We start from the raw sequence: 25411 nt of genomic DNA on the forward strand, positions 1-25411 counted from the left end.
GACTGCCGACCTTCATCGATACGCTCGCGTACCGATACGCTGCTGTACCGATACGCTTCCGTACCGGTACAGTGGCGTACCGGTGGGCAGACGGCTCACGGAGTCCGGGCGAAGGCCGGGCGGACAGAGCGAGGAGCTGAAGGATGACGTCGCAGGCCGCGGAGCGACCGGAGACGGTCGGCACCTCGCGCCGCTCCAAGATCACGCCCGAGCGTGAGCAGGAGTTCTTCGACGCCGTGCTGAACCAGATCCGTGAGTGCGGCTACGACGCCGTCACCATGGAGAAGGTCGCCGCCAGCACCCGGTGCAGCAAGTCCACGCTCTACCGCCAGTGGCGCACGAAACCGCGGTTCGTGGCCGCCGCGCTGCGCTCCCGGCGGCAGACGCGCTTCACCGGGATCGACACCGGCACCCTCGCCGGTGATCTGCGCGAGGCGGCGCGGCGCGCGGGGGAGTGGGCGGTGAAGGACACCACCCTGCTGCAGGCCCTCGGGCACGCGGTCACCCGGGACCGGGAACTGGCGCAGGCGCTGCGCGAGGCGCTGGTCGAGCCGGAGATCGCCGCGCTCGACGAGATCCTCCGCCGCGGCGTCGAGCGCGGCGAGGTGGCCTGGGACAACCCGGCCCTCGACTATGTGCCGGCCCAGATCTTCGGCGTCCTGCGGGCCCGGCCCGTGCTGGAGGGCGAGGACGCCGACCCGGACTACCTGGTCAGGTTCGTGGAGGCCGCCGTACTGCCGGCCCTGAGCCTGCCCTGAGAACGGGGCCGCCGGCGATGGGATGACCGGACGGCGGCCCGACCGCGCCGCACCGTGGGGACGGGGGCGGCGCGCACCCCCCCGGCCGGATGGGGTGCCCCTGGAGCGGAGGGGCACCCCACCCGGCCGCCGCTTGTCCGGGGCCGGTACGACCGCCGGGCCCCTGGCGCCCGGACGCCCTGCCCCGGCCGTCAGACGTCCTGGCCCCGGCCGCTGCCCGAGGCAGCCTCGATGCCCTCGGTGATCTCGTCCAGCAGGGACTGCGTCTGGTCGGTGTCCACACCGAGCCGGACGACGACGATCCGCCCGGGCTGCGCGGGGGAGGGGAAGGCGACGGACTGGACGAACCCGTCGGATCCCTTGCTGGTCACCGCCCGCCAGCGCACCAGGTAGCCCTTCTGCCCGGCCACCGTCACCGCCTTCGAGGCCAGCACGTCGTGGGAGGTGATCCTCCCGTACGAGGAGCCGCCGTAGGACTCCTCGGCGTTGTCGGCGATGTCCGCCTTGGCGACCTCCTCCGGGGTGGTGCCGCGGGTGCCGAGCAGCAGGGCCGGGGACGAGTAGGCGCCGCCCTTGGTGCAGGTCTTGGAGGAGTCGCCGGGGCACTTGTAGGTCTCCTCCGACGACACATGGGCGCCCACCTGCATCTCCTGGCCGGCCCAGCCCTTCGGGACCGGCAGGCTGATCCCGCTCAGCGTGTCGGTCACCGACCCGCTCCGCACCAGCGGCGGATCGGACCCCTCCGGTCCGGGTTCGGCCCCGTCCGAGCCGCCGGAGCGGCCCGGTCCTCCGTCCGAGCCGCCGCCGGACCCGTGGTCCCCGCCATCCTTGCCGGAGCCGCCGTCCCGGTCGCCCCGCCCGCCCTCACGGTCCGACCGCTCCTGGGAGGCCGAGGAGCCGTTTCCACCGCCGTTGTCGTCGGCCAGCACGTAGACACCCACCCCGATGCTCGCCAGCACCGCGACCGCCGCCAGCACGGCCGCCCCGGTGCGGACCGCGCGCCCCCGCCGGGACGGCGGCCGGGCGGGCGGGGGCGGCCCCCAGGCGTCGGCGGCCTGTCCCGCCGGGCGCACCTGATCCGTCCAGGCGCCGCCGTCCCACCAGCGCTCGGTGGCGGGCCCGTCATTCTTCTGCCCGGGATCGGGGTACCACCCGGGAGGAGTCAGCTGCGTCATGCCCCCACCGTAAGCGGCGTCGGTGAGAGCCGGATGAGAGGACCGGAAGAACCGTTCCTCCCCTGTATGACGTTCCGTCAGATAACGCATTCTTGACAGTGGTTGACCCGTCCGCTCCAGGTGAGGGCGCCGGTGCGTCGACCTTCGCACCCCGAGTCACCCGTCACGGCAACTCCTGCTCCGACCCGTCACCGTTCGGGCACGCAGAGGGATACGCTCGACTTCTGTACGTCGTTCGGGCGACTTGGGGAGGTAGCGGGATGACGGAGGTACGGCCCAAGGCCGGAGCCTCGGCCCTGTGGGAGCGCGACGCGGAGATCGCCGCCATCGCACAGGCCGTCGACACCCTGTGTGCCGACCGCACCTCGTCCGGCAGCCTGCTGGTGCTCCGCGGCGAGGCCGGACTCGGCAAGACCGCGCTGCTCGCCGAGACCCGCCGCATCGCCGAACAGCGGGGCTGCACCGTCTGGTCCGCACGCGGCGGCGAGACCCTGCGCTCCGTCCCCTTCAACGTCGTACGCCAACTCCTGCAGCCCGCGCTGATATCGATGCTGCGGGAGGAGGCCCGCGAGTACCTCGGCGACTGGTACGACATCGCCGGACCCGCCCTAGGCATCGCGGAACCGGGCGAGCGGCACGCCGACCCGCAGGGCGTGTGCGAGGGCCTGGTCGCCGCGGTGCGCCGGCTGGCCCGCCGGGACTGGCCGCTGGTGCTGCTCATCGACGACGCCCACTGGGCCGACCAGGAGACCCTGTACTGGCTGGCCGCCTTCGCCGAGCGGCTCGACGACCTGCCCGTCCTGGTCGTGGTGGCCCGCAGACCCGGTGACATCTCCGGGGTGAGCGCCCGTCACCTGGACGCCGTGGCCGCCGCGTCCGACCACCCCGTCACCACCCTCAGCGCCCTCACGCCCGGGGCCACCGCCGGGCTCACCCGCGCCACCCTCGGCGAGCACGCCGACGCCGCGTTCTGCCGCGAGGTGTGGGCCGTCACCGGCGGCAACCCCTACGAGACCGTCGAACTCCTCGCCAAGGTCCAGGACAGCGCGCTCGAACCGGTCGAGGCGCACGCCGGTGAACTGCGCGTGCTCAACCAGTCCGCCCGCGGTGGCGGCCTCGTGGCCCGCCTGGAGCAACTCGGCATCGACGCCACCCGGTTCGCCTGGGCCGCCGCCATCCTCGGCACCGGCGTCACCGTCGACCTGGTGGCCCGCCTCGCCACCCTGGAGCACGACGCCGCCGTCCGCTGCGCCGAACTCCTGCGCAGCGCCCGCATCCTGACCGCACCCGACCCGGCGAGCAACGGCGGGTCACCGGCCGACCTGGAGTTCGTGCACCCGCTGATCGCCACCGCCGTGTACAACTCCATCCCCGACGCCCTGCGCCGTGCCATGCACGGCATAGCGGCCCGCATCGTCACCGACTCGGGGCGCGGCGCCGCCGCGGCCGCCCGGCATCTGATCGAGGTCCACCCGGACGACGACCAAGAACTCGTCGAGCAGCTGCGCGAGGCCGCCCGAGAGCATCTCGCCGTCGGCGCCCCGGACGCCGCCCGCCGCTGCCTGGAACGCGCCCTGGAGGAACCGCCCCGCCCCGAGGTCCACGCCCAGGTCCTCTACGAGCTGGGCTGCGCCACCTTCCTCACCGCGCCCGCCCGGACCATCGGGCATCTGCGCGCCGCGCTCGGCATGCCCGGCCTCGACGGTGACCTGCGGGTGGACGCCGTGATCCGCCTCTCCCAGGCGCTGCTGCACAACGACCAGATGGAGGAGGCGGTCCGCACGGTGGAGGCGGAGGCCGCCCGGCTGCGGCCGGGACCGGCCCGGATGCGGCTGCAGGCCGTGCAGTTCATGTGGGAGGGCATCCACGCCGGTGCCACCCTCGCCCCGGACCGCTCCGAACGCCTCGCCGAACTCGCCGCCACCTGCACCGGACGCGACAACTCCGAGCGTGCGCTGCTCATCCTGCGCGGCTTCGACGCCATGATGCGCGGCGAGAACGCCGAGCAGATCGTCGAACTGTGCGACCGCGCTCTGGTCGACGGCCGCCTCGCCCCCGGACTCGGCTGGACCGACTCCGAGTGGGGTGTGGAACTGCTGCTGATGCTGGCCGGTGTCTACGCCTACACCGACTGCCTGGACCGCGCCGAGACCCTCTACAACGAGGCCCTGCACGCCTATGAGTCGGCCGGCTGGAGCGGCGGCCATCTGGCCCTCGCCCACGCCTATGTCGGGCTCGGTCACCGCAGGCGCGGCCGGCTCGAGGCGGCGGAGGCCTCCCTGCGCGAGTCGCTGCGCCTCGCCGAGAAGGTCGGGCGCGGGCTGCCGCTGTACTGGACCGCCACCTGCAACCTGGTCGACACGCTGCTCGCCCGCGGCCATGTCGACGAGGCCTGGGCGATCGCCGGGCAGTACGGCTTCGCCCCGCCGTATCCGTCCACCATCGTGCTGCCCGACCCGCGTTCGGTGCGCGGCCGCCTGCTGCTGGCCGTGGGCCGCACCGAGGACGGCATAAACGAGCTGGAGGCCGCCGAGAAGGCCGCCGCGACCCGCGGCCACCACAACCCGGTGCATGTCTTCTGCGCCGCCGACCTCGCCCGCGCGCTGGCGGCCGAGGACCCCGAGCGGGCCGCCCGGCTCGCCGTCGATGTGCGCCGGCGGGCCGAACGCTTCGGCACCGACACGGCGCTGGGGGAGGCACTGCGGCTGGCCGCGGCCCTGGAGACCGGCCAGCGCGCGGTCCGGCTCGCCGGGCAGGCCCTCGCCCACCTGGAGTCCTCGCCCTGTCAGTACGAACACGCCGCGGCCCGCATCGAGTACGGCATCCTCGCCCGCTCCGCGTCCGACCTGGAACAGGGCCTGGCCGTCGCCCGCTCCTGCGGTGCCGACGGCCTCGCCGAACGCGCCCGGACGGAGCTGGAGGCCGGGGCGGGCCTGCGCTGAGCGGAGGCCGGGGCGGGTCTGGGGCCGGGGTCCGCCCGGATCAGGGCGTCTTCGCGTAGACCACCCACACCTGACCGCGGGCGAAGTTCATCCGCTCGCCCTCCTCGGTGGTGAAGGTGGTGCCGTCCCCGGCGGCCGGCCGTTTCCATCGCGCCTCGTACGCCTTGCCGCCGCGCAGCACCAGGGCCTTCCCCGCGCCCACCGTCTCGGTGTACGGGGTGTTGTTGCCGAGGAAGTCCTGGAACTTGGACGCCCGGACGGTCACGTACTGCACGACCACGGTCGCCGGTGCCAACTGCTCGCCGCCGGTCGTGAGCGCCGGGCTTCCGTCCTGCGACACCAGCCAGCGGCTGTCCGTCGCCGACCAGGTGAAGGTGAAGCGGGCCGCCGGATAGCGCACCGTGCGGGAGTCCTCGGGCGTGCCGCCGGCCGGGGGCCGGCCGAAGCGGAATCCGGTGGTGAGTGCCTCGGCACCCGCCGGCCGGTCCATCAGGCGCCCGGGACGCAGGTAGAGGTTGTGCGGCGCGGGACGGCCGGCGCCCCGGGCGTAGACGCCGGAGAACGACTCGGGCGTGACCGGGGTCAGGGGCGCCGCCTCGATCAGCGGCTTCAGCTTGCTCTGCGCGCCGGAGAAGGCCAGCACCGGCCGGTCGAACTGGCGCAGCAGCTCCAGATCGGCCTCCCGGGCGCTGCGCACCGGTCCGACCCGGTCCGGCAGCCGGGTGGCGTACACCGCCATCAGCCGGCTCAGTCCGCCCTCGACCTGCTCCGCGTACACCACGTCGGCGTCCTCGACCCCGGTGTGCGGGCGGGCCCCGCGGGAGTTGTCGATCTTCACGGCGAGCACCGAGGGGCCGATCCTCCCGTCCGGGCCCGGCTCCCGCCCGGACGCCCCGGGTGACCGCCGGGACGGGCCGCGCCCGTCGTCGGGATCGCCCGCCACCGTGCAGCCCGCCGCGAGTCCGGCTGCCAGGCAGAGCGCCAGCAACGATCTCACTGCGGTGCCACCTCGAGTGCGCGCCCTTCGTCCCGTGCCCACCGTCGCCACCACGCCCTGTCGTCGACTGTCTCGATTGTGCGCTTGTCTGATCGTCGGTTGCTATACCCGATCAGAAGTGATCCCGCGCGGCGGTTCCGCCGATCGGCCCCGCGGCCCACGATTCGCCTCATGTGCCCTCGGGTACCCGGTGCCCCACCGCAGGAGCCGGACAGCGGCCGGCACGGAAGGGAGCGCTCGGCGATGAAGGCAGTGACCTGGCAGGGCAAGCGGGACGTCCGGGTGGAGAACGTCCCCGATCCCAAGATCGAGGAACCGACGGACGCGATCATCCGCATCACCTCGACCGGGCTGTGCGGATCCGATCTGCACCTGTACGAGGTGCTCACCCCGTTCATGACACCCGGCGACATCCTGGGCCACGAGCCGCTGGGCATCGTCGAGGAGGTCGGCGCCGGAGTGCCGGACCTCCAGGCCGGCGACCGGGTCGTGGTGCCGTTCCAGATCGCCTGCGGCAACTGCTGGATGTGCCTGACCGGGCTGCAGACCCAGTGCGAGACCACCCAGGTGCACTCCGAGGGCATGGGCGCGCCCATCTTCGGCTACACCCGGCTCTACGGCGCCGTCCCCGGCGCACAGGCCGAGTACCTGCGGGTGCCGCAGGCCCAGTACGGCCCGATCAAGGTCCCCGAGGGCCCGCCGGACGACCGCTTCGTCTACCTCTCCGACGTGCTGCCCACCGCCTGGCAGGCCGTCGCCTACGCCGACATTCCCGAGGGCGGCAGCGTCGCCGTGCTCGGCCTCGGCCCCATCGGGGACATGGCCTGCCGGGTCGCCCGGCTCAGGGGCGCGGAGCAGGTCTTCGGCGTGGACCTGGTCCCGGAGCGGCTGGCCCGGGTGCGCGAGCGGGGCGTGGAGACCTTCGACCTGCGGTCCTTCCACGACGAGAAGGAACTCGTCGAGGCGATCAAGGACAGCACCGACGGGCGCGGCCCCGACGCCGTGATCGACGCCGTCGGCACCGAGGCGCACGGCAGTCACATGGCCCGGCTGGTGCAGAACGCCGCCGCCGTGATGCCCCGCAAACTGAGCGGCCCCATGGCGGAACGCCTCAGCGTCGACCGCCTCACCGCCCTGCACACCGCGATCGAGATGGTGCGCCGCGGCGGCACCCTCTCCATCTCCGGCGTCTACGGCGGCATGGCCGACCCGATGCCCCTGCTGACGATGTTCGACAAGCAGCTCCAGGTGCGCATGGGCCAGGCCAATGTGCGCCGCTGGAGCGACGAGATCATCCCGCACCTCACCGACGACGACCCGCTCGGCGTGGAGGACTTCGCCACCCACCGCATGCCGCTCAGCGAGGCACCGCAGGCCTACGAGATGTTCCAGCAGAAGCGGGACGGCGCGGTCAAGATCCTCATGCAGCCCTGACAGCCGGTGACACGGGGATCCTCGCGCGGCGCCCCGGCCCGGAGTGCCTCAGGGCCCGCCGAGGATCTCCGCCAGGTCGTACCGGACCGGCTCCTCCAGCTGCGCGTAGGTGCAGCTCTCCGGGGTGCGGTCCGGGCGCCAGCGGCGGAAGCGGGCGGTGTGCCGGAAGCGCTGCCCGTTCTCCATGTGGTCGTACGCCACCTCGGCGACCCGCTCCGGCCGCAGCGGCACCCACGACAGGTCCTTCTTGCCCGTCCAGCGGCTCGGCGCCCCCGGCAGCCGCGCCGACTCGTGCGCCGCCTCCTCCGCCCACGCCGCCCACGGATGCCCCTGGACGTCGTCCATCCGCAGCGGCTCCAGCTCCTCCACCAGCTCCGCGCGCCGCTTCATGGTGAACGCCGCCGACACCCCCACGTGCTGGAGGGTGCCCTTGTCGTCGTACAGCCCGAGCAGCAGCGAGCCCACCACGGGGCCGCTCTTGTGCAGCCGGTACCCGGCGACCACCACATCGGCGGTGCGCTCGTGCTTGATCTTGTACATGGCGCGCTCGTCCTGGAGGTAGCGCAGGGTCAGCGGTTTGGCGATCACCCCGTCCAGCCCGGCCCCCTCGTACTGCTCGAACCACCCCTGGGCGACCTCGACGTCCGTCGTCGCCGGCGCGACGTGCACCGGCGGCGTCACCCCGGCCAGCGCCCCGACCAGCCGCTCCCGCCGCTCGGTCAGCGGAACCCGGAGCAGCGACTCGTCACCGAGCGCCAGCAGGTCGAAGGCGACGAACGAGGCCGGTGTCCGCTCGGCCAGCATCCGCACCCGTGAGTCGGCCGGGTGGATCCGCTCGGTCAGCGCGTCGAAGTCCAGACGCCCCTCCCGCGCGATGACGATCTCCCCGTCCAGCACGCACCGCTCGGGCACCCGCTCCCGCAACGCCTTCACCAGCTCGGGAAAGTACCTGGTCAGCGGCTTCCCCGTCCGGCTGCCCAGCTCCACCTCCGCCCCGTCACGGAACACGATCGCCCGGAATCCGTCCCACTTGGCCTCGTACTGCATCCCCGCCGGGATTTTCGCCACCGACTTGGCGAGCATCGGCTTCACGGGAGGCATCACGGGCAGATCCATGCTCCGACTCTAAGGAGCACGGGCGGGAGCCGCCCGCCGGGCGGGATCGCTCACCCCCGGACGGCCGAGGGCCTCACGCCGAGTCCCGCCGTACCAGCGTCGTCGGCAGTATCACGCCGGACGGGGCGTGGTCGAGGCCGCGGAGGAGGAGGCGGGCCATCAGGCGGCCCATCTCCTCGATGTCCTGACGCACCGTCGTCAGCGCGGGCTCCGTCTGCTCGGCGATCGGCGGCATGTCGTCGAAACCGACGACCGCCACGTCGTCCGGCACCCGGCGTCCGTGCTCGCGCAGCGCCCGCAGCGCACCGGCCGCCGTGAGGTCGTTGGCGGCGAACACCCCGTCCAGGTCGGGGCAGCGGGCCAGCAGGGCGCGCATCGCCCGCTCGCCGGTCCGGGCGGTGAAGTCGCCCTCCTCGACGAGGCGCGGGTCGGCGTCCACCATCACGTCGCGGTAGCCGTCCAGGCGGTCGGCCGCCGAGGTCTGGTCCAGGGGGCCGGTGATGTGCGCGATCCGGGTGCGGCCCAGACCCAGGAGGTGGCGTACGGCGTCCCGGGCGCCGCCCCGGTTGTCGCTGTCGACGTACACCACGCCGTCCCGGCCGCCCGACCAGCCGGGGCGGCCGCCGAAGACGGTGGGAATGCCGGCCCGCTGGATCAGCTCCGGCAGCGGGTCGTCGAGGTGGAGGGAGAAGACCAGGGCGCCGTCCACATGGCCGCCGGCCAGATAGCGGCCGACCCGGGCGTGGTCGCCGCGGCCCTCGGTGAGCAGCAGCACCAACTGGTTGTCGTGGGCCGTGAGTTCCTTGCTGATGCCGCGCAGCTGGCGGGCGAAGAACGGGTCGGCGAAGACGCGGCTCTCGGGCTCGGCCACGATGACCGCGACCGCGTCATGCCGCTTGGTCACCAGACTGCGTGCCGCCTGATTGGGCACGTAGCCGAGTTCCTCGACGGCCTGCTGCACCCGTTCCACCAGGGCCTGTCTGACCCCGTCCCCGCCGTTGACCACGCGGGAGACGGTGGCCCGGGACACCCCGGCGCGCGCGGCCACGGCCTCCAGCGTGGGTCGCGGCGCTGTGTCGGTCACGTCGGGGCTCCTCACCTGCGGTTGCGGGACAGGATAGTCCCGTGACCGCGGTCAGGAGAGAGCGTTCTCGATCACGAATCGTGGTCATGTCCCCCGGACCCGGCGGGCGGGCGATGGTGCGCATGCGGGTCGTACCCCGGAATGGTGCCGTCCGGCTTCTTCACCTTGAACAGGCCCACCATGCCCATGTCCGAGTGGCTCTGCACATGGCAGTGGTACATCCAGGCCCCCGCCCCGACACCCTCCCCGGCGATCACCTGGAAGCCGAAGGAGTCCGCCGGGCCCGTGATCTTGTTGTCGATGACCGGGCTCGGGTCGTCCGGACCGGTGAGCATCCCGGTGCGGTTGTCGGCCCAGCGATGACCGTGCATGTGGAAGGTGTGGTAGTACTCGCCGTGCGTGATCACGACGAACTCGACGCGGTCGCCCACCGTCGCCTCGAAGTCGGGACCGGTGTGCGGGGGTTTGTTGTTGATCGTCATGTCGTTGAAGACGATCGTGTGGGTCGCGTCCGGCAGCACATCGCCCTTGCGGCGCACGATCACCGGGCCGTACAGCCCGTTGCGGATGCCGCCGGTGCCGTGCACCGTGCCGACCACATGGTCGTGGTAGTGCCAGTAACCCGCGCTGCCCGCACGCCAGGTGCCGTCGGCGCGCCGGCCGGGCGCATGGGTGCGCCAGGTGTAGGTGCGGGTGCCGCCCGGCTCGACAGCGCTCTTGTTCTGCCTGGTGCCGTCGCTGGTGATCTCGTAGTCCAGGCCGTGCACATGGAGGCTCACCGGCACGTCCATGGTGTTCTCGAACTCGATGTGCAGGGTGTCGCCCTCGTTGAGCTCGATCAGCGGGCCGGGGACCGACGCCTTGCCCTTCTCCAGGCCGTAGCCCATCCGTCCGCCGGGCAGCTTCTCGGCGTACATCTTGATGCGCTTCACCTCGCCGCCGGCGGGCGCGGTCCTCGCCGGCCGGGCGGCGGCGTGCGCAGCGGGTGCCATAGTCAGCGGAGACAACGATGTCGCCACGGCTGCGCCGCCCAGCAGCATCCTCCGGTTGAAGCCGCGTCTGTCCATGCCGAACTCCCGTGTGGCTGTCATGAACCTGTAGAACCGTAGCGACCGCACCGCAGTTTATCCACGCCCTGGACAAAGTTCGTGGTATTGCGGCTATAGGTATTGGCGCGTGGCGAAAAGAGGTCTACCTTCCTTGACGCTGTTGCCGCGACCGATGAGGGGTGGGTGGCCACATGCGGTTCACATCGCATCAAGAACCCGAGTCATTAGGAGGGTTGAGCACCAGAAGCCCAAGAAAGGCCTGGAGAGCGAGACGGTCCGGCCCCCGGCGCAGCGCCTGGGTGGCAGCCGTCACCTCCGGGCTCGTCGCCGCCGGACTGCTGTCCGGCCCCGCCGCCGGCGCCCGCCCGGCGCCGGAGGTGACAACGATGTCCATCAAGTCGCCCCCGGGCGGCTCCGACGTACGGGTGCTGCTGTTCTACGGCTCGGCCGCCGGCGGCGAGGAGTCCCCGCTGGTCGATGCCGGGATCGAGGCGATCGAGAAGATCGGCCTCTCCGGCCCGCAGAACCAGCGGTTCAAGGTGACCGCCACCGGCGATGCCTCCGTGTTCACCGACGCCAAACGGCTCGGCCGCTTCAACACCGTGGTCTTCCTGACCGGCGGCGGTGACGTCCTCGACCCGGAGCAGGAGGCCGGACTTGAGGCGTACATGGAGGCCGGCGGGGGCTTCCTCGGCATCCATGACGCGGCCCGCGCCGAGCCCTACTCGGACTGGTTCACCGGACTGATCGGCGCCCGCCCGGCCGCCTCAAGCCCGGCCGGCGTCCAGCGGGCGACGGTCGAGGTCGGCGACCGCCGGCATCCGGCGACCAAGAGCCTGCCGATGGAGTGGAAGCGCCCCGACCAGTGGCTCAACTGGGTGAAGAACCCCTCCGGCGAGGTGCACACCGTCGCCCGGGTCCGCGAGTCCACCTACAAGCCCGGCGCCGGCGCCAACGGCTGGGACCACCCGGTGAGCTGGTGCCGCGACTACGACGGCGGCCGGTCCTTCTACACCGGCATGGGCGGCACGGTGTCGTCCTACGACGAGACCGACTTCCGCGACCACCTGCGCGGCGCCCTGCTGTGGACCACCCGCCTGGTCCGGGCCGACTGCAAGGCGACCATCACCGGCAACTACAAGGCGGAGCGGCTGACCCAGCCCAACAAGCCCGGGCAGAACGACCAGATCGGCGAGCCGCACGGCCTGGTCACCGCCCCCGACGGCCGCGTCTTCTACATCGGCCGCGGCGGCGCCGACGCCTCCCAGCCCGTGATCACCGACTGGAACAACCCCGGCATCGGCAAGGGCAAGGGCCAGATCCACGTCTACGACCCGAAGACCAAGAAGGTCACCCTGGCCGGCGAGCTGACCGTTTTCGGCAACAAGGGCGGCGGCGACGAGCTCGTCAAGGTCGAGGAGGGCCTGCTCGGCATCGAGCTGGACCCGAAGTTCTCCCAGAACGGCTGGGTCTACCTGCACTACACGCCCCACTCGGAGATCAACCGTGAGACCCACATGGCCGAACGCCGGGTCTCCCGCTTCACCTTCGACGAGGCCACCGGCAAGCTCGACCTGAGCAGCGAGAAGGTGCTGCTGAAGTGGCCGGTGCAGATCCACAGCTGCTGCCACGCCGGCGGCGGCATGGCCTGGGACTCCAAGGGCAACCTCTACATCGCCACCGGCGACAACAACTCCAGCCGGTTCAGCGACGGCTACTCGGGCAACAACCCCGAGCCCGACTTCAAGGGCGTGTCCTTCGCCGACGCCCGCCGCACCGCGGGCAACACCAACAACCTCAACGGCAAGATCCTGCGCATCCACCCGGAGCCGGACGGGACGTACACCATCCCCGAGGGCAACCTCTTCACCGGGAAGGAACCCGACGAGGGCGGCGGCAAGACCCGCGGCGAGATCTATGTGATGGGCGTGCGCAACCCGGCGCGCATCTTCATCGACAAGTCGACCGACATCCTTTACGCGGGCTGGGTCGGCCCCGACGCCGGACAGCCCTCGCCCGTGTGGGGCCCTGCCAAGTACGACACCTTCGCCGCCATCACCAAGGCCTCCAACCGGGGCTGGCCGTACTGCATGGGCAACAAGCAGCCCTACCGGGACCGCAACCTGCCCGACCCGTCCAAGCCGCTCGGCTGGTACGACTGCGACCACCCGAAGAACGAGTCGCCCAACAACGACGGCCTGGTCAACCTGCCGCCGGTGACCGCCAACAACATCTGGTACTCACCGCAGGGCGGCGGCCCGGACTTCCCGCGCGACGAGAACGGCATCCCCTCCTACAAGGCGGAGGAGGCCACCTACCGGCTGCCCTGGCTCAAGGGCGGCGGCCAGGCCGCCATGAACGGCCCGGTCTACCGCTACGACGAGAGCAGCGACAGCTCCGTCAAATGGCCGGCCTACTGGGACGGCAAGTGGTTCGTCGGTGACTTCTACGACGCCGACCAGCCGCGCAACGCCGTGCTGATGAACCCGAAGACGCTCGGCGACGGCGGCCTGCCCGTGCACTCGGAGTCCCTGAAGAAGATCGTTCCGGTCGGCAACGACGGCATCAAGAACCTGATGGACTGGAAGTTCGGTCCGGACGGAGCGCTCTACGTCCTCGACTACGGCCGCGGCTTCTTCACCTCCGACGACAAGTCCGCGCTGTGGCGGGTCACCTACACCGGCGGCGGGCCGACCCCGGCCGCCGACCAGCTCGCGAGGGGGACACAGTGATACGACGGCGAAGAATGTGGGCCGCGCTGCTGGCCGGCCTGATGATGCTGCTCGGCCTGCAGGCCATGCCCGCCGCCGGGCAGCCCAAGGACGGGGCCGGCCGCGCAGCGGCCCAGGTCCTGACCTGGACCGCCGGCAACGACATCGACAAGTATCTGTCCGCACCGGCCACCGCGGTGGCCGGACCGGCGACGATCGTCTTCGAGAACAGTGAGGCCACCGGCAACACCACCGGCATGCCGCACACGCTGACCTTCGTCACCAGCGACCCCGAGTACAACAGCGACGTCCAGCTCAACATCCTCGCCAACCCGAACGACGCCAACGGCGGCCGGCACACCGCCGAGGTCACCCTCACGCCCGGCCGCTACCTGTACCACTGCACCATCCCCGGCCACGGGCAGATGCAGGGCGTCCTGGTGGTGACCGAGGGCGGCGGCGAGGACACCACCGCCCCCGAGGCCACCGCGAAGGTGGAGGGCGCGCGGAACGCCGACGGCGCCTACGTCGGTTCGGCGAGCGTCGCCCTCGAGGCCACCGACGAGGGCTCGGGCGTCGACCGCATCGAGTACGCGGTGGGCGACGACGGCGCCTGGCAGCCGTACACCGCGCCCGTCGTCTTCGACCAGGTCGGCACGCACACGGTGCGCTACCGGGCCCTGGACAAGGCGGGCAATGTGTCCGAGGAGAAGAGCGTCCAGTTCACGGTGGTCGCACCGGACTCCGAGGACACCACCCCGCCGGAGACCTCCGCGACGGTCGACGGCGAGCAGAACGAGGACGGCGCCTACATCGACATGGCGACCGTCACCGTCACCGCCTCCGACACCGGATCCGGGGTCAACACCATCGAGTACGCCCTCGGCGACGGCGCCTGGCAGACCTACACCGGCCCGGTGATGGTGCACCAGGCCGGCACCCACACCGTGCGCTACCGCGCCACCGACAAGGCGGGCAACGTCTCGGAGGAGAAGAGCGTGGAGTTCACGGTGGTCGCCGCACCGCCGAAGGACACCACCCCGCCGGTCACCGGCGTGAGCGTCGAGGGCAACCGCAACTCCGACGGCGCCTACATCGGCAACGCCAAGGTGACCGTCAGCGCCACCGACGAGGGCGGATCCGGGGTCGCCGCCATCGAGTACTCCCTCGACGGCGGACCGTACCTCGCCTACACCCAGCCGGTGATCGTCGACCGGACGGGCCGGCACACTGTGACCTACCGGGCGAGCGACAAGGCCGGCAACACCTCCGAGGCGCTGTCCGTGAGCTTCACGGTCGTGGCCGGCGGCGGGGTGCCCGCGCCCGACTGCCCCGAGTACGACGAGCGGCTGACGGTGATCGTCGGCACGGTCGACTCCGGGGTGCCCAACCGGGTCACCGACAACCGGTGCCGGATCGGCGAGCTGATCGAGGACGAGAAGGAGTGGACCTCCCAGGCCCTCTTCCTCAAGCACGTGCGGACCGTGATGGACCGGCTGCTGAAGGAAGGCGTGGTCGACCGGCGTGAATACCGGGCGATCAACAAGGCCGCCCGCCAGTCGGGCATCGGCAAGCCCGGCCAGACCGAGGGCTACCGCACCATCCTCGACGGCACCGAGGAGTCCTTCGCCAAGTGGGAGCAGGTGGGCGGCGGTTCGTTCAGCCTGAACCCGGACGGCTCGATCACCTCCGGCACCACCAGGTCCGGCCTCGGCATGCTGTGGTTCCCCGAGCGCAAGTACGGCGACTTCTCGCTGAAGCTCCAGTGGCGGGACGACGCGCCCGGCACCGGCAACGCCAACTCCGGTGTCTTCGTACGGTTCCCGCAGATCCACGACCACCCCGAGGAGCCGCGCCCGGAGTGGGCCGCCATCAAGTTCGGTCACGAGGTGCAGATCCTGGACCGGCCCGACGGCGACATGTACAAGACGGGCTCGATCTACGGCTTCGACCGGGTGGGTCTGGCCGGCGCGGGGATGACCCAGAAGGGCACCTGGAACGACTACGAGATCCGGGTGGTGGACCAGCACTACGAGGTCTACCGCAACGGCGTGCTGATCAACGAGTTCGACAACACCGGCGGCCAGGAATTCTACCCGCCCCGCGCGGACGACCCGGGCACCGACGGGCGGCGCTACGCCTCCGGCTACATCGGACTGCAGGTGCACGGCACGACGGACGTGATCTCGTACCGGGATGTGAGGATCAAGGACCTGTAGGCCGGAACCAGTAGGTCTACGGGCAAGGCCTGAAGGTCAGGTCTGCTTCAGGTCTGCTTCAGGTCTGCTTCTTCGCCCGGCTCGGCTGTACCCGCTTGGGTTCCCCCGGCATCTTCGGATACTCGGGCGGGTACGGCAGATCACCGAGCCCGTGGTCGTGCTCGTCCTTGCGGGCCAGCTCCAGCAGCGGCTCCAGGGAGAACGCGTGATCGTCCATGTCCGCGTGCACATCGCCGAGTTCGGCGAAGCGCGCGGGCATGGTCGCGAGATCGAAGTCCCGCGGATGCGCGACCCCGACCTCCTCCCAGCGCAGCGGCGCCGAGACGGGGGCGTGCGGGCGGGGGCGCACCGAGTAGGCGGAGGCGATGGTGCGGTCGCGGGCCGTCTGGTTGTAGTCGATGAAGATGCGCTCGCCGCGCTCCTCCTTCCACCACTTGATGGTCACCCGCTCCGGCATCCGCCGCTCCATCTCCCGGCCCACGGCGATGGCGGCCCGGCGGACCTGGGTGAAGGTCCAGCGCGGCTCGATCGGCACGAAGACATGAATGCCCCGGCCGCCCGATGTCTTGGGCCAGCCGCGCAGCCCGTAGGACTCGAGCAGGTCCCGCAGTTCGTGGGCGGCGCGGGCGGCGTCGTCGTAGTCGGTGCCCGGCTGCGGGTCGAGGTCGATGCGCAGCTCGTCGGGGTGGTCCACGTCGTCGCGGCGCACCGGCCACGGATGGAAGACCAGCGTGCCGTACTGGGCGGCCCAGACGACGGCCGCCTCCTCGGTGGGGCACATCTCGTCGGCGCTGCGGCCGCTGGGGAAGGTGATGTGCGCGGTGGGGATCCAGCCGGGCATGTTCTTCGGCGCCCGCTTCTGGAAGAACGACTCGCCCGTCACCCCGTCGGGGTAGCGCTCCAGGGTGGTGGGCCGGCTGCGCAGGGCGCGCAGAATGCCGGGGCCCACGGCCTGGTAGTAGCGGGCCAGGTCCAGCTTGGTGAAACCGCGCTCCGGGAAGAACACCTTGTCCGGGCTGGACAGCCGCACCGTCCGCCCGGCCACCTCGAGTTCCACCGCGTCACCCATGCGAGCCACGGTAGGCCCACCCCGCGAACCTCGCATACCGGACGAACCGCGCGAGACGGCCGATTGTCAGTGCCGGGTGCGAGACTCGGCACGAGGGTCGGGAGACGACGGCCCCCGGCCGGACTTCAAGGAGGAGGCGCCATGCTGACCACCAGCTTCGTCGACGGCGGTCCGGACTGGATCGAGGTCGGCGGGCCCGACGCCGAGGGCGCCGTGGCCTTCTACGGCGGACTTCTCGGCTGGGAGTTCCGCTCCGCCGGACCCCAGGCCGGGGGATACGGCTTCTTCGAGCTGGACGGCGACATCGTCGCGGCCTGCAATCCGGCCCAGGAGACGGCCGCCTGGACCCTCTACTTCCAGAGCTCCGAGGCCGAGGCCACGGCCAGGACCGCCGAGCAGGCCGGGGGCACGGTGATCCAGCCGCCGACCCGTGTCATGGAGCAGGGCACCTCCGTGGTCCTCGCCGACCAGGCGGGAGTGCCGTTCGGCATCTGGGAGCCCGGCCGGCGCAAGGGTCTCGACCGGGTCATGACGGCCGGCTCGCTGTGCTGGGCCGAGCTGTACACGCCGGACATCGCCCGCGCGGCCGCCTTCTTCAACTCGGTGCTCGGCTGGGAGACCGCCGCCGTCACCTTCCCGGGCGGCGTCTACACCTCCCTCGGCACGGCAGGCACCGGCGAGGACGGCACCTTCGGCGGGCTGGTGCCGGTGGCCGACGACCCGGTGGAGTCGCAGTCGGGCGGCCGGCCCTACTGGCTGCCCTACTTCGGCGCCGACGACCCGGACGCGGCCGTGGCCAGAGCGGTCGAGCTCGGCGGCAAGGTACGCATGCCGGCCAAGTCGATCCCCGGCGTGGGCCGCCTCGCCCGACTCGAGGACCCGCACGGCGCGCGCTTCGCGGTGCTGAGGGGAGAACCCCGGCAGAGCTGAGCCCGCGCCGGGCGTGCCGCCGTGCTTTTCGGGGCCGAGGGCGCCACAGTCGTGCCGGATGCCCGAGGGGACAGGGCCAGGCGCAGCGTGCCGCTCCGGCCTGCGTTGATCCGGCGTTGAGGGAATGTTTTTCGCCGCCCGGCACGCTTCCGGCCATGCACTCGCACCTGGACCTCGAAAGCGGCGCCTCTCCCGACCTGGCCTGGCAGGAAGAGGCGCTGTGCGCGCAGACCGGAGGTGACTTCTTCTTCCCCGAGCCCGGCAGCTCCGTGCGGGAGGCCAAGCGGATCTGCGCGCTGTGCCCCATCCGCGCCACCTGCCTCGAGTACGCCCTGACCCACGACATGCGCTTCGGCGTCTGGGGCGGGCTGTCCGAGAAGGAGCGGATGGAGCTGCGGCGGACGGGGCGCTGAGGGTGCCCCACGGCGTCGGTCGGCCCGGGCGAGCCGGGTGAGGGCCGGTGCTCAGCCGGCGGCGCGGGCCGCCATGCGGGCCTTGCGGGCCGCGAGCTTCTCGTCGAACTTCCTGGCCTCCTCGTCCAGGCCGTTCATGTACAGACCCAGCTCCTCCTGGGCCTTGAGGCCCTCGGGGCCCAGACCGTCGATCTCCATGATCTTCAGGAAGCGGAGCACCGGCTGCAGCACGTCGTCGTGGTGGATGCGCAGGTTGTAGACCTCGCCGATCGCCATCTGCGCGGCGGCCCGCTCGAAGCCGGGCATGCCGTGGCCGGGCATGCGGAAGTTCACCACGACGTCCCGCACCGCCTGCATCGTCAGATCCGGGGCGAGTTCGAAGGCCGCCTTGAGCAGGTTCCGGTAGAAGACCATGTGCAGGTTCTCGTCGGTGGCGATCCGGGCCAGCATGCGGTCGCAGACCGGGTCACCCGACTGGTGGCCGGTGTTGCGGTGCGAGATGCGGGTGGCCAGCTCCTGGAAGGCGACATAGGCGACCGAGTGCAGCATCGAGTGCCGGTTGTCCGACTCGAAGCCCTCGCTCATGTGCGCCATGCGGAACTGCTCTAGCTTGTCCGGGTCCACCGCGCGGGAGGCGAGCAGATAGTCCCGCATCACGATGCCGTGCCGGCCCTCCTCCGCCGTCCAGCGGTGGACCCAGGTGCCCCAGGCGCCGTCCCGGCCGAAGAGGGAGGCGATCTCGTGGTGGTAGCTGGGGAGGTTGTCCTCGGTCAGCAGGTTCACCACCAGGGCGATCCGGCCGATCTCGGTGACCTTGGACTGCTCCTTGTCCCAGGCCTCGCCGTCCTCGAAGAAGGCGGGGAAGTTGCGGCCGTCGCTCCACGGCACGTACTCGTGCGGCATCCAGTCCTTGGCGACCTTCAGATGCCGGTTGAGTTCCTTCTCGACCACTTCTTCCAGGGCGTACAGCAGCCGCGCGTCGGTCCAGACAGTGGAAGGGCTGCCGAGGTGGGGAGAAGCGATCGTCACGGGAACTCCAGGGGGACGTGTGACAGGTACTGGTCCCGGCGAGCGATGCCGGGAACCTACGGAATCGTAGGCTACGAATCCGTAGGTTACGTAGCCGTAGGTTAAGGGCATCGTAAAGGCCGCTGATCAGCACCGTGGCCGCGGGAGTTGCCCGGGACGGCGCGGCCCCCGCAACCCGCAGGTCCGGGGGCCGAACGAGGGACTACGAGGGCCTCGATCCGCTCGTCAGGAGTACAGTCCGCGCAGCCGCACCGAGAGACATGTCACACAGCCCTCGAGCTTCTCGAACTCGCCGATGTCCACCAGAACCGGCTGGTAACCCAGGTCGGCGAAGAGCTCGGCCGTCTTCGGCGCGCTCGCCGCCATCAGCAGCTTGTCCCCGCCGAGCAGCACCACATGGGAGCCGGACTCCTCCGGCACCGGAAGGAAGCGGTCGAACAGCGACGGGGCGTCCATGTTCGGGATGTGCCCGATGACGGTGCCGTCCGGCAGCGCGGTGACCGCCGACTTCAGATGCAGCACCTTGCTCACCGGCACGGCGACCACCCGCGCACCCAGCGGCTCGAACGCCGCCCGCAGCTGCTGCACCCCGGCCGCGTTGGTCCGCCCGCCCCGGCCGACGTACACGGTGTCGCCGATCTTCAGCACGTCGCCGCCGTCCAGGGTGCCCGGCTCCCAGATCCAGTTCACCGAGCAGCCCAGGCCCGCCACGGCCTCCTCGACCCCGGCGGTCTCCGGGCGGCGCGACTCGGCGCCCGGCCGGGCGATCAGCGCGACGTTGCGGAACATCACCACCGTGTCCTCGACGAACACCGAGTCCGGGCAGTCGTCGGCCGGGTCGACCTCCACGGTCTCCCAGCCGTGCTTCCGCAAGGCCTCCACATACGCCTCCCACTGCTCCATCGCGCGGTCGACATCGACCTTCTCGCGCTCGATGTGGGTCACCAGCCCCTCGGCCAGGCGCGGGCTGGGACGGCGGACGAGGGCCTTCTTGCTGGGCACGGGCGTGACTCCGAATCGGATGAAACGTGACGTGGGCGTCGGCCGACCATCATGCAAGCCGGGACCGGACGGGGACACCCCCCACCGCCGGTGAGTTTAACCACCGGTAACCGGGCGGCCGGGGGCGCGCCGCGCCGCCCGGCGCAGATGCACACCCGTCCACGAGCCCTCCGCCTCCAGCAGCTGCGCCGGGGTTCCTTCGAAGACCACCCGGCCGCCGTCCCGGCCGCCGTCGGGGCCCAGGTCGATCACCCAGTCGGCGCGCGCGGTCACCTGCAGGTCGTGCTCGACCACGATCACGGTGTTCCCCGCGTCCACCAGGCGGTCCAGCAGGGCGAGGAGACCGTCGACGTCGGCCATGTGCAGCCCGGTCGTCGGCTCGTCCAGCACATAGGTCGCACCCGTGCGGTGCAGCCGGGTCGCCGGCTTGATCCGCTGCCGTTCGCCGCCGGAGAGCGTGGACAGCGGCTGGCCGAGCGTGAGGTAGGGGAGGCCGACGTCCCTCAGCGCCCGCAGCCGGCGCAGCAAGGCCCCGGGTGATGGTGAGGTACGCGGTGTGGTCGGCGGATGCGCTCATGCCGCCGACGCTAGGCGGAATACCCGACAGCCTCTGTCGTCGTTTCCTTGAGTTCTCCCTCCTCCGTGATCAGCCAGCGGGTGATGCCGATGGACTCCAGGAACGGCAGATCGTGACTGGCCACGATCAGCGCGCCCTCGTAACTCTCGAGCGCCGTGGTGAGCTGGCGGACGCTCGCCATGTCGAGGTTGTTGGTGGGCTCGTCCAGCATCAGCAGCTGCGGCGCGGGCTCGGCCAGCATCAGCGCGGCCAGCGCTGCCCGGAAGCGTTCGCCGCCGGACAGCGTCGCCGCCTTCTGGTCGGCGCGGGCGCCCCGGAACAGGAAGCGGGCCAGCCGCGCCCTGATCCGGTTGTTGGTGGCCTGAGGCGCGAACCGCGCCACGTTCTCGGCCACCGACAGCTCCCCGTCGAGGACGTCCAGCCGCTGCGGCAGGAACCGCAGCGGGACGTGCGCCGTCACCTCGCCCGCCACCGGCGCCAGTTCCCCGGCGATGGTGCGCAGCAGGGTCGTCTTCCCGGAGCCGTTGCGCCCGATCAGCGCCACCCGCTCCGGGCCCCGCAGATCCAGGCCCCCTTTCAGCCGTGGCCCGTGGGCGAGTTCCAGGTCCCGCAGCATCAGCACGTCGCGGCCCTGCGGCACGGCGGTGTACGGCAGGTCGACGCGGATCTCGTCGTCGTCCCGCACGGCCTCCACCGCGTCGTCGAGCCGCTCCTTGGCCTCGGCCAGCTTCTCCTCGTGCAGGAGGCGGTGCTTGCCGGCCGCGACCTGGGCCTGCCGCTTGCGCTCGCCCATGACGACCTTGGGCTCGCGCTTGTTGTCCCACATCTTCTGGCCGTAGCGCTTGCGGCGGGCCAGCTTGATCTGGGCGTCGGCCAGTTCTCGCTTCTGCCGGCGCAGATCGGCCTCGGCGACCCGCACCATGCGCTGGGCCGCCTCCTGCTCCACGGCCAGGGCCGCCTCGTAGGCCGAGTAGTTGCCGCCGTACCAGTGGACCTCCCCGGAGCGCAGATCGGCGATCTGGTCGACGTGTTCCAGCAGTTCACGGTCGTGGCTGACCACGACCATCACGCCCGCCCAGCCCTCGACGGCCGCATACAGCCGCCGGCGGGCGTACAGGTCGAGGTTGTTGGTGGGTTCGTCGAGCAGCAGGACGTCCGGCCGGCGCAGCAGCAGCGCGGCCAGCCGCAGCAGCACCGACTCGCCGCCCGAGACCTCGCCGACGGTGCGGTCCAGTTCCAGCGTGCCGAGGCCGAGTTCACCGAGCGTGGCCAGGGCGCGTTCCTCCACGTCCCAGTCGTCGCCGATGGTCTCGAAGTGCTCCTCGGACGCGTCGCCCGCCTCGATGGCGTGCAGCGCGGCCCGCCGGGCGGCGATGCCGAGCGCCTCGTCGACGCGGAGCGCGGTGTCGAGCGTGACATTCTGCGGGAGATACCCCACCTCCCCGGCGACCCGGACGGTGCCGTCGGCCGGTGCCAGTTCACCGGCGATCAGTTTCAGCAGGGTCGACTTGCCGGACCCGTTGACGCCGACCAGGCCGGTGCGGCCGGCGCCGAAGGTCACGTCGAGGTTCTCGAAGACGGGGGTGCCGTCGGGCCAGGCGTAGGACAGGGACGTACAGACGATGGTGGAAGACATGCGGGCCTCCGCGGTTGCTCGAAGCGGGCGGGAACAATCGCGTTCCGAGACACCGCGAGGGGGCGACGGGGCGCGGGGGCCGCACACCGGCACGGCTGCCGGGGCACACGCCGGCGGGAAGGTCGGGGCATGGAAAAGCCCTGTTCCGCGGGGACGGCTCGACGCCGAGGTCGCACACGACGGACACACTTCAGGCGTGTCACGCGGTGTCTCAGGACCTCAGTGGAGCAACGTCCTTCTCCAATCGACGGCAACAGGACTGCCATACACTGTAAGGGAGTACGGTCCGGGCGTCAACACCCTTTTCGCAAGCGGTCCTACGCCGGGCCGGGGCAGGGGTTCCGGGCCACGGGGAGCCACCGGGCCGGCGCGGCGTAGGACCGCAGCGCCCGGCGGATCACTCCGCGAACGCCCCGCCCTTGCCGAACACCCGCTCCGCGAAGCGCTCGCCGACGCGGCGGTGGGCGGCCGCGTCCGGGTGCAGGTCGTCCGGCAGCGGCAGCTCGGCGTGGTCCGCCTCGCCGTAGAGCTCGCGGCCGTCCAGGTAGTGCAGATGGGGGTCGTCGGCGCTCCGCTCCCGCACGATGCGGGCCAGCTCGTCGCGGACGACGGTGAGGGTGAGCTTCCCGGCGGCGACCTCGGCGGGATCACCGGCGGCGTGGAAACCCAGCTTCCCCTCGCTGAGCCTGCTGAAGTCGAACGCGCTGGGGCCCGGGGTGTTCTCGTGCATCGGGCACAGCAGCGGCGAGACCACCAGCAGGGGAAGGTCGGGGTGACCCTCGCGGATGGTGTCCAGGAAGCCGTGCACCGCGGCCGTGAAGACCCGCAGCCGCATCGCGTCCTGGTTGACGAGGTTGATGCCGATCTTGAGGCTGACGAGGTCGGCGGGCGTGTCCCGCATCGCCCGCGCGGTGAAGGGGTCGAGCAGCGCGCTCGCGCCCAGCCCCAGATTGATCAGGTCCACCCCGCTCAGCCGTGCCGCAAGCGCCGGCCAGGTCGTGGTGGGGCTCCCGGCGTCGGAGCCCTGGCTGATCGAGCTGCCGTGGTGCAGCCACACCCGGCGGTTCCCGGCCGGCACCGGCTCCACCGGAGCGTCGGTGCGCAGCGCCACCAGCTGCGTCATCTCGTTGTGCGGCAGCCAGATCTCCACCCGCTTGTCGCGCTCGGGGAGTCCCGTGAACCGCACCGTGCCGACCGGCCCCGTGCGCATCTCCGTGGCCCCGGTGGCCAGGTCCGTCACCACCTGATGGCCGCCGCCGACCGAGGAGCGCCCGGCGGGCTCACCGTCGACCAGCAGCTCGTACAGACCGTCAGGGCGGGGCGGGGCCCCCTGGTAGACGGCCTTGGTGCGCAGCGCGTCCAGCTCCACGGCCGTCGCCCGGGTACGGAACACCAGCCGCACCCCGGACGGCTGGGCCTCCGCCATGACCACCTGCCCGTCCGCCTGCGCCCGCGCCCGCGCGGGCAGCCGGTGCGGCTGCACACCCTGCCCGGTCCGCTCCAGCTCCAGTGCGCCGCGCAGCAGCTCGTCCGTGACGGGCGTGGTGATCCAGTCCATGATCACAGGCTGTCCAACCGTGCGGGGCATCCGCAAACGGTTTCCGGCCACGCCCGGCGAGGGCCGCCCCGGCGCGAGCCTCAGCAGGCGTCGCGCATCAGCTCCGCAAGGTCGTGGTCCAGGTCGAGCTGCAGGTGCTCCAGGCCGGCCGGCACCAGTTCGTCGGTGGCCTCCAGGAAGCGGCGCACGTCGCCCGAGCGCACATGCACCACGGCGGTGCCCTCGGGGGCGTGGAACTCCAGCACCGTGCGGTCGTAGCCGTACGGCCGCACCCGCACGTCGCCCTGGCCCTGGGGGCCCTCCAGACCCGCGGCGAGCAGCTCGCGGGAGAAGGTCCAGCTGACCTCCACACCCTCCAGGGTGGCGGGTCCGGGGAAGGTCATCCGGACGGCGAACGGATCGTTCCGGTCGTAGTGCAGCGTGGCGGGAATGCTCTGCATCCGCGGTGCGGCGGCTACGAGCCGGGCCTCGACGGGCTGCTCGATGACGGTGGGCAACGCCTTGCTCCCTCGGGACGGCTGGACGGGCTTTCTGACGGACTCTCGGGCGGACGGGGACCGGGGACGGCTACTTGAAGAGACGACGGAATGAGCCGATCCGTGCACACAAGGGCCGAGTGACCTGTGTCACCGCCTTCATGCCCACCGATGGCTCCGCTCTTCACGTACGACCTACGGCACTTGGGGAGGGTTGTGGCGCGTGTGACGATCGTTAACTCGCCCTCTGGACGGCGCCCGGGCGGTGGGCTGGCTTCGCCCGCCATGAGGCGCTTGGGGAGCACGCGACGCAGCGGACGACAGGGCCGGCCGGGACGGGCGGGGATCCAGCGCCTCAGGGTGACGGCGGCCGGCGTGTGCGCCGCGGCGCTGGCGGCGCTGACCGCCGTACCTGCGCAGGCGAACGGAGCGTTGGCGGACGGAGCGCTGGCGAACGGAGCGGCGACCGACGGGCCCGCATCGCACGGACGCGGGCACAAGACACCGCACTGGGCGCCCAAGGACAGCGGCGCACCGGACGTGCGGTTCCGGGGACTGGCCGCCGTCAACCGGAAGACCGCCTGGCTGGCCGGCACCCGGGGGACCGTGCTGCGCACCACCGACGGCGGGCGCAGCTGGCGCGACGTCTCACCGCCCGGGGCGGGCGAGCTGCAGTTCCGGGACATCGAGGCCTTCGACGCCCGGCGGGCCGTCGCGCTGACGATCGGCGAGGGCGGGGCGTCCCGCATCTACCGCACCGACGACGGCGGCGCCACCTGGACCGAGTCCTTCCGCAACACCGACGCCCGCGCCTTCTACGACTGCCTCACCTTCTTCGACCGCCGGCACGGACTGGCCATGAGCGACCCGGTGGACGGCCGGTTCCGCATCCTGTCGACCCGCGACGGCGGCCGGTCCTGGACGGTGCTGCCCGACGACGGCATGCCGCCCGCCCCGGAGGGCGAGGCCGGCTTCGCGGCCGGCGGCCAGTGCCTGGTCTCGGCCGGGCCGAACGACGTCTGGCTGGCCACCGGCGGAGCCGAGCGCGCCCGGGTGCTGCACTCCGCCGACCGCGGCCGCACCTGGACGGCCACCGACGCCCCGGTCCCGGCCGGCGACCCGGCCCGCGGTGTCTTCGCGCTCGCCTTCCGCGACCGCACCCACGGTCTCACCGTCGGCGGCGACTTCCGCCCGGACCAGCCCTCACCGGACGCCGCAGCGCACACCGCGGACGGC

General features: G+C 71.8%; 19 protein-coding genes and 1 pseudogene. 8 read left to right on the top strand and 12 right to left on the bottom strand.

Annotated features, from left to right (window positions below; genetic code table 11):
* Nucleotides 1-143: 143 nt before the first annotated feature.
* Entirely contained in the window at nt 144-758 is a 615-nt protein-coding gene (locus tag ABD207_RS16380; protein ID WP_344013697.1) for a TetR/AcrR family transcriptional regulator, read from the top strand.
* 191 nt (nt 759-949) lie between these two features.
* On the opposite strand, the gene ABD207_RS16385 is transcribed toward ABD207_RS16380, so the two are convergent.
* On the bottom strand, nt 950-1933 hold the full coding sequence (locus ABD207_RS16385) for a DUF2510 domain-containing protein (protein ID WP_344013698.1): 984 nt from the start codon (nt 1931-1933) through the stop codon (nt 950-952).
* Between the two features lie 260 nt (nt 1934-2193).
* Here ABD207_RS16385 and ABD207_RS16390 point away from each other — a divergent pair, with 260 nt between their 5' ends.
* Nucleotides 2194-4875, top strand: a complete 2682-nt coding sequence (locus ABD207_RS16390) for an ATP-binding protein (protein WP_344013700.1) — start codon at nt 2194-2196, stop codon at nt 4873-4875.
* 40 nt (nt 4876-4915) lie between these two features.
* Here ABD207_RS16390 and ABD207_RS16395 read toward each other — a convergent pair whose 3' ends face one another.
* Complete coding sequence (locus ABD207_RS16395) at nt 4916-5872, bottom strand: DUF3048 domain-containing protein (protein ID WP_344013702.1); 957 nt, start codon at nt 5870-5872, stop codon at nt 4916-4918.
* A gap of 243 nt (nt 5873-6115) precedes the next feature.
* On the opposite strand from ABD207_RS16395, the gene ABD207_RS16400 reads away from it, so the two are divergent.
* Nucleotides 6116-7306 carry a zinc-dependent alcohol dehydrogenase gene (locus ABD207_RS16400; protein WP_344013703.1) on the top strand — a complete coding sequence of 397 codons (1191 nt, stop codon included), beginning with the start codon at nt 6116-6118 and terminating at the stop codon, nt 7304-7306.
* A 48-nt stretch (nt 7307-7354) separates the two neighbouring features.
* Here ABD207_RS16400 and ABD207_RS16405 read toward each other — a convergent pair whose 3' ends face one another.
* From ABD207_RS16405 to ABD207_RS16415, 3 genes are all read right to left on the bottom strand, one after another.
* Nucleotides 7355-8422, bottom strand: a complete 1068-nt coding sequence (locus ABD207_RS16405; protein ID WP_344013704.1) for an ATP-dependent DNA ligase — start codon at nt 8420-8422, stop codon at nt 7355-7357.
* Nucleotides 8423-8495: 73 nt separating this feature from the next.
* Nucleotides 8496-9506 (bottom strand): LacI family DNA-binding transcriptional regulator, encoded by a 1011-nt coding sequence (locus tag ABD207_RS16410; protein WP_344013705.1) that lies wholly within the window; start codon nt 9504-9506, stop codon nt 8496-8498.
* Between the two features lie 71 nt (nt 9507-9577).
* On the bottom strand, nt 9578-10573 hold the full coding sequence (locus tag ABD207_RS16415; protein WP_344013761.1) for a multicopper oxidase domain-containing protein: 996 nt from the start codon (nt 10571-10573) through the stop codon (nt 9578-9580).
* Between the two features lie 173 nt (nt 10574-10746).
* Here ABD207_RS16415 and ABD207_RS16420 point away from each other — a divergent pair, with 173 nt between their 5' ends.
* Both ABD207_RS16420 and ABD207_RS16425 read left to right on the top strand, forming a co-directional pair.
* Complete coding sequence (locus tag ABD207_RS16420; RefSeq protein WP_344013707.1) at nt 10747-13287, top strand: ThuA domain-containing protein; 2541 nt, start codon at nt 10747-10749, stop codon at nt 13285-13287.
* A 14-nt stretch (nt 13288-13301) separates the two neighbouring features.
* Complete coding sequence (locus ABD207_RS16425) at nt 13302-15485, top strand: OmpL47-type beta-barrel domain-containing protein (RefSeq protein ID WP_344013710.1); 2184 nt, start codon at nt 13302-13304, stop codon at nt 15483-15485.
* A gap of 58 nt (nt 15486-15543) precedes the next feature.
* On the opposite strand, the gene ligD is transcribed toward ABD207_RS16425, so the two are convergent.
* On the bottom strand, nt 15544-16554 hold the full coding sequence (gene ligD, locus ABD207_RS16430; protein WP_344013711.1) for a non-homologous end-joining DNA ligase: 1011 nt from the start codon (nt 16552-16554) through the stop codon (nt 15544-15546).
* Nucleotides 16555-16695: 141 nt separating this feature from the next.
* On the opposite strand from ligD, the gene ABD207_RS16435 reads away from it, so the two are divergent.
* Together ABD207_RS16435 and ABD207_RS16440 are read left to right on the top strand one after the other, a co-directional pair.
* Nucleotides 16696-17484: a VOC family protein gene (locus ABD207_RS16435; RefSeq protein ID WP_344013713.1), complete on the top strand. Its 789-nt coding sequence runs from the start codon at nt 16696-16698 to the stop codon at nt 17482-17484.
* Nucleotides 17485-17639: 155 nt separating this feature from the next.
* Nucleotides 17640-17897 (top strand): WhiB family transcriptional regulator, encoded by a 258-nt coding sequence (locus tag ABD207_RS16440; protein ID WP_344013714.1) that lies wholly within the window; start codon nt 17640-17642, stop codon nt 17895-17897.
* 51 nt (nt 17898-17948) lie between these two features.
* Here the strand turns inward: ABD207_RS16440 and ABD207_RS16445 are convergent, their stop codons facing one another.
* From ABD207_RS16445 to ssgD, 6 genes and pseudogenes are all read right to left on the bottom strand, one after another.
* Nucleotides 17949-18926 carry an acyl-ACP desaturase gene (locus ABD207_RS16445; RefSeq protein ID WP_344013715.1) on the bottom strand — a complete coding sequence of 326 codons (978 nt, stop codon included), beginning with the start codon at nt 18924-18926 and terminating at the stop codon, nt 17949-17951.
* Between the two features lie 225 nt (nt 18927-19151).
* On the bottom strand, nt 19152-19928 hold the full coding sequence (gene ddaH / locus ABD207_RS16450) for a dimethylargininase (protein ID WP_344013717.1): 777 nt from the start codon (nt 19926-19928) through the stop codon (nt 19152-19154).
* A gap of 96 nt (nt 19929-20024) precedes the next feature.
* Nucleotides 20025-20450, bottom strand: a pseudogene (locus ABD207_RS16455) (excinuclease ABC subunit UvrA); the annotation flags it as partial.
* Nucleotides 20451-20515: 65 nt separating this feature from the next.
* Nucleotides 20516-22141 carry an ABC-F family ATP-binding cassette domain-containing protein gene (locus ABD207_RS16460; protein ID WP_344013719.1) on the bottom strand — a complete coding sequence of 542 codons (1626 nt, stop codon included), beginning with the start codon at nt 22139-22141 and terminating at the stop codon, nt 20516-20518.
* Nucleotides 22142-22538: 397 nt separating this feature from the next.
* Complete coding sequence (locus ABD207_RS16465; RefSeq protein ID WP_344013721.1) at nt 22539-23699, bottom strand: GDSL-type esterase/lipase family protein; 1161 nt, start codon at nt 23697-23699, stop codon at nt 22539-22541.
* An 80-nt stretch (nt 23700-23779) separates the two neighbouring features.
* Entirely contained in the window at nt 23780-24196 is a 417-nt protein-coding gene (gene ssgD, locus ABD207_RS16470) for a spore wall synthesis regulator SsgD (protein ID WP_344013723.1), read from the bottom strand.
* Between the two features lie 339 nt (nt 24197-24535).
* On the opposite strand from ssgD, the gene ABD207_RS16475 reads away from it, so the two are divergent.
* Nucleotides 24536-25411: WD40/YVTN/BNR-like repeat-containing protein (locus ABD207_RS16475; protein ID WP_344013725.1), on the top strand; the 876-nt coding region annotated here is incomplete at its 3' end.

The sequence above is a fragment of the Streptomyces thermospinosisporus genome (assembly GCF_039526425.1).
In the GTDB taxonomy this organism is placed as follows: Bacteria; Actinomycetota; Actinomycetes; order Streptomycetales; family Streptomycetaceae; genus Streptomyces; species Streptomyces thermocarboxydovorans.

Coding starts and splice junctions, on each gene's coding strand:
- ABD207_RS16380 (WP_344013697.1), top strand. CDS start 144: ATGACGTCGCAGGCCGCGGAGCGACCGGAGACGGTCGGCACCTCGCGC.
- ABD207_RS16385 (WP_344013698.1), bottom strand. CDS start 1,933: ATGACGCAGCTGACTCCTCCCGGGTGGTACCCCGATCCCGGGCAGAAG.
- ABD207_RS16390 (WP_344013700.1), top strand. CDS start 2,194: ATGACGGAGGTACGGCCCAAGGCCGGAGCCTCGGCCCTGTGGGAGCGC.
- ABD207_RS16400 (WP_344013703.1), top strand. CDS start 6,116: ATGAAGGCAGTGACCTGGCAGGGCAAGCGGGACGTCCGGGTGGAGAAC.
- ABD207_RS16405 (WP_344013704.1), bottom strand. CDS start 8,422: ATGGATCTGCCCGTGATGCCTCCCGTGAAGCCGATGCTCGCCAAGTCG.
- ABD207_RS16415 (WP_344013761.1), bottom strand. CDS start 10,573: ATGGACAGACGCGGCTTCAACCGGAGGATGCTGCTGGGCGGCGCAGCC.
- ABD207_RS16420 (WP_344013707.1), top strand. CDS start 10,747: ATGCGGTTCACATCGCATCAAGAACCCGAGTCATTAGGAGGGTTGAGC.
- ABD207_RS16425 (WP_344013710.1), top strand. CDS start 13,302: ATGTGGGCCGCGCTGCTGGCCGGCCTGATGATGCTGCTCGGCCTGCAG.
- ligD (WP_344013711.1), bottom strand. CDS start 16,554: ATGGGTGACGCGGTGGAACTCGAGGTGGCCGGGCGGACGGTGCGGCTG.
- ABD207_RS16435 (WP_344013713.1), top strand. CDS start 16,696: ATGCTGACCACCAGCTTCGTCGACGGCGGTCCGGACTGGATCGAGGTC.
- ABD207_RS16440 (WP_344013714.1), top strand. CDS start 17,640: ATGCACTCGCACCTGGACCTCGAAAGCGGCGCCTCTCCCGACCTGGCC.
- ABD207_RS16460 (WP_344013719.1), bottom strand. CDS start 22,141: ATGTCTTCCACCATCGTCTGTACGTCCCTGTCCTACGCCTGGCCCGAC.
- ABD207_RS16465 (WP_344013721.1), bottom strand. CDS start 23,699: ATGGACTGGATCACCACGCCCGTCACGGACGAGCTGCTGCGCGGCGCA.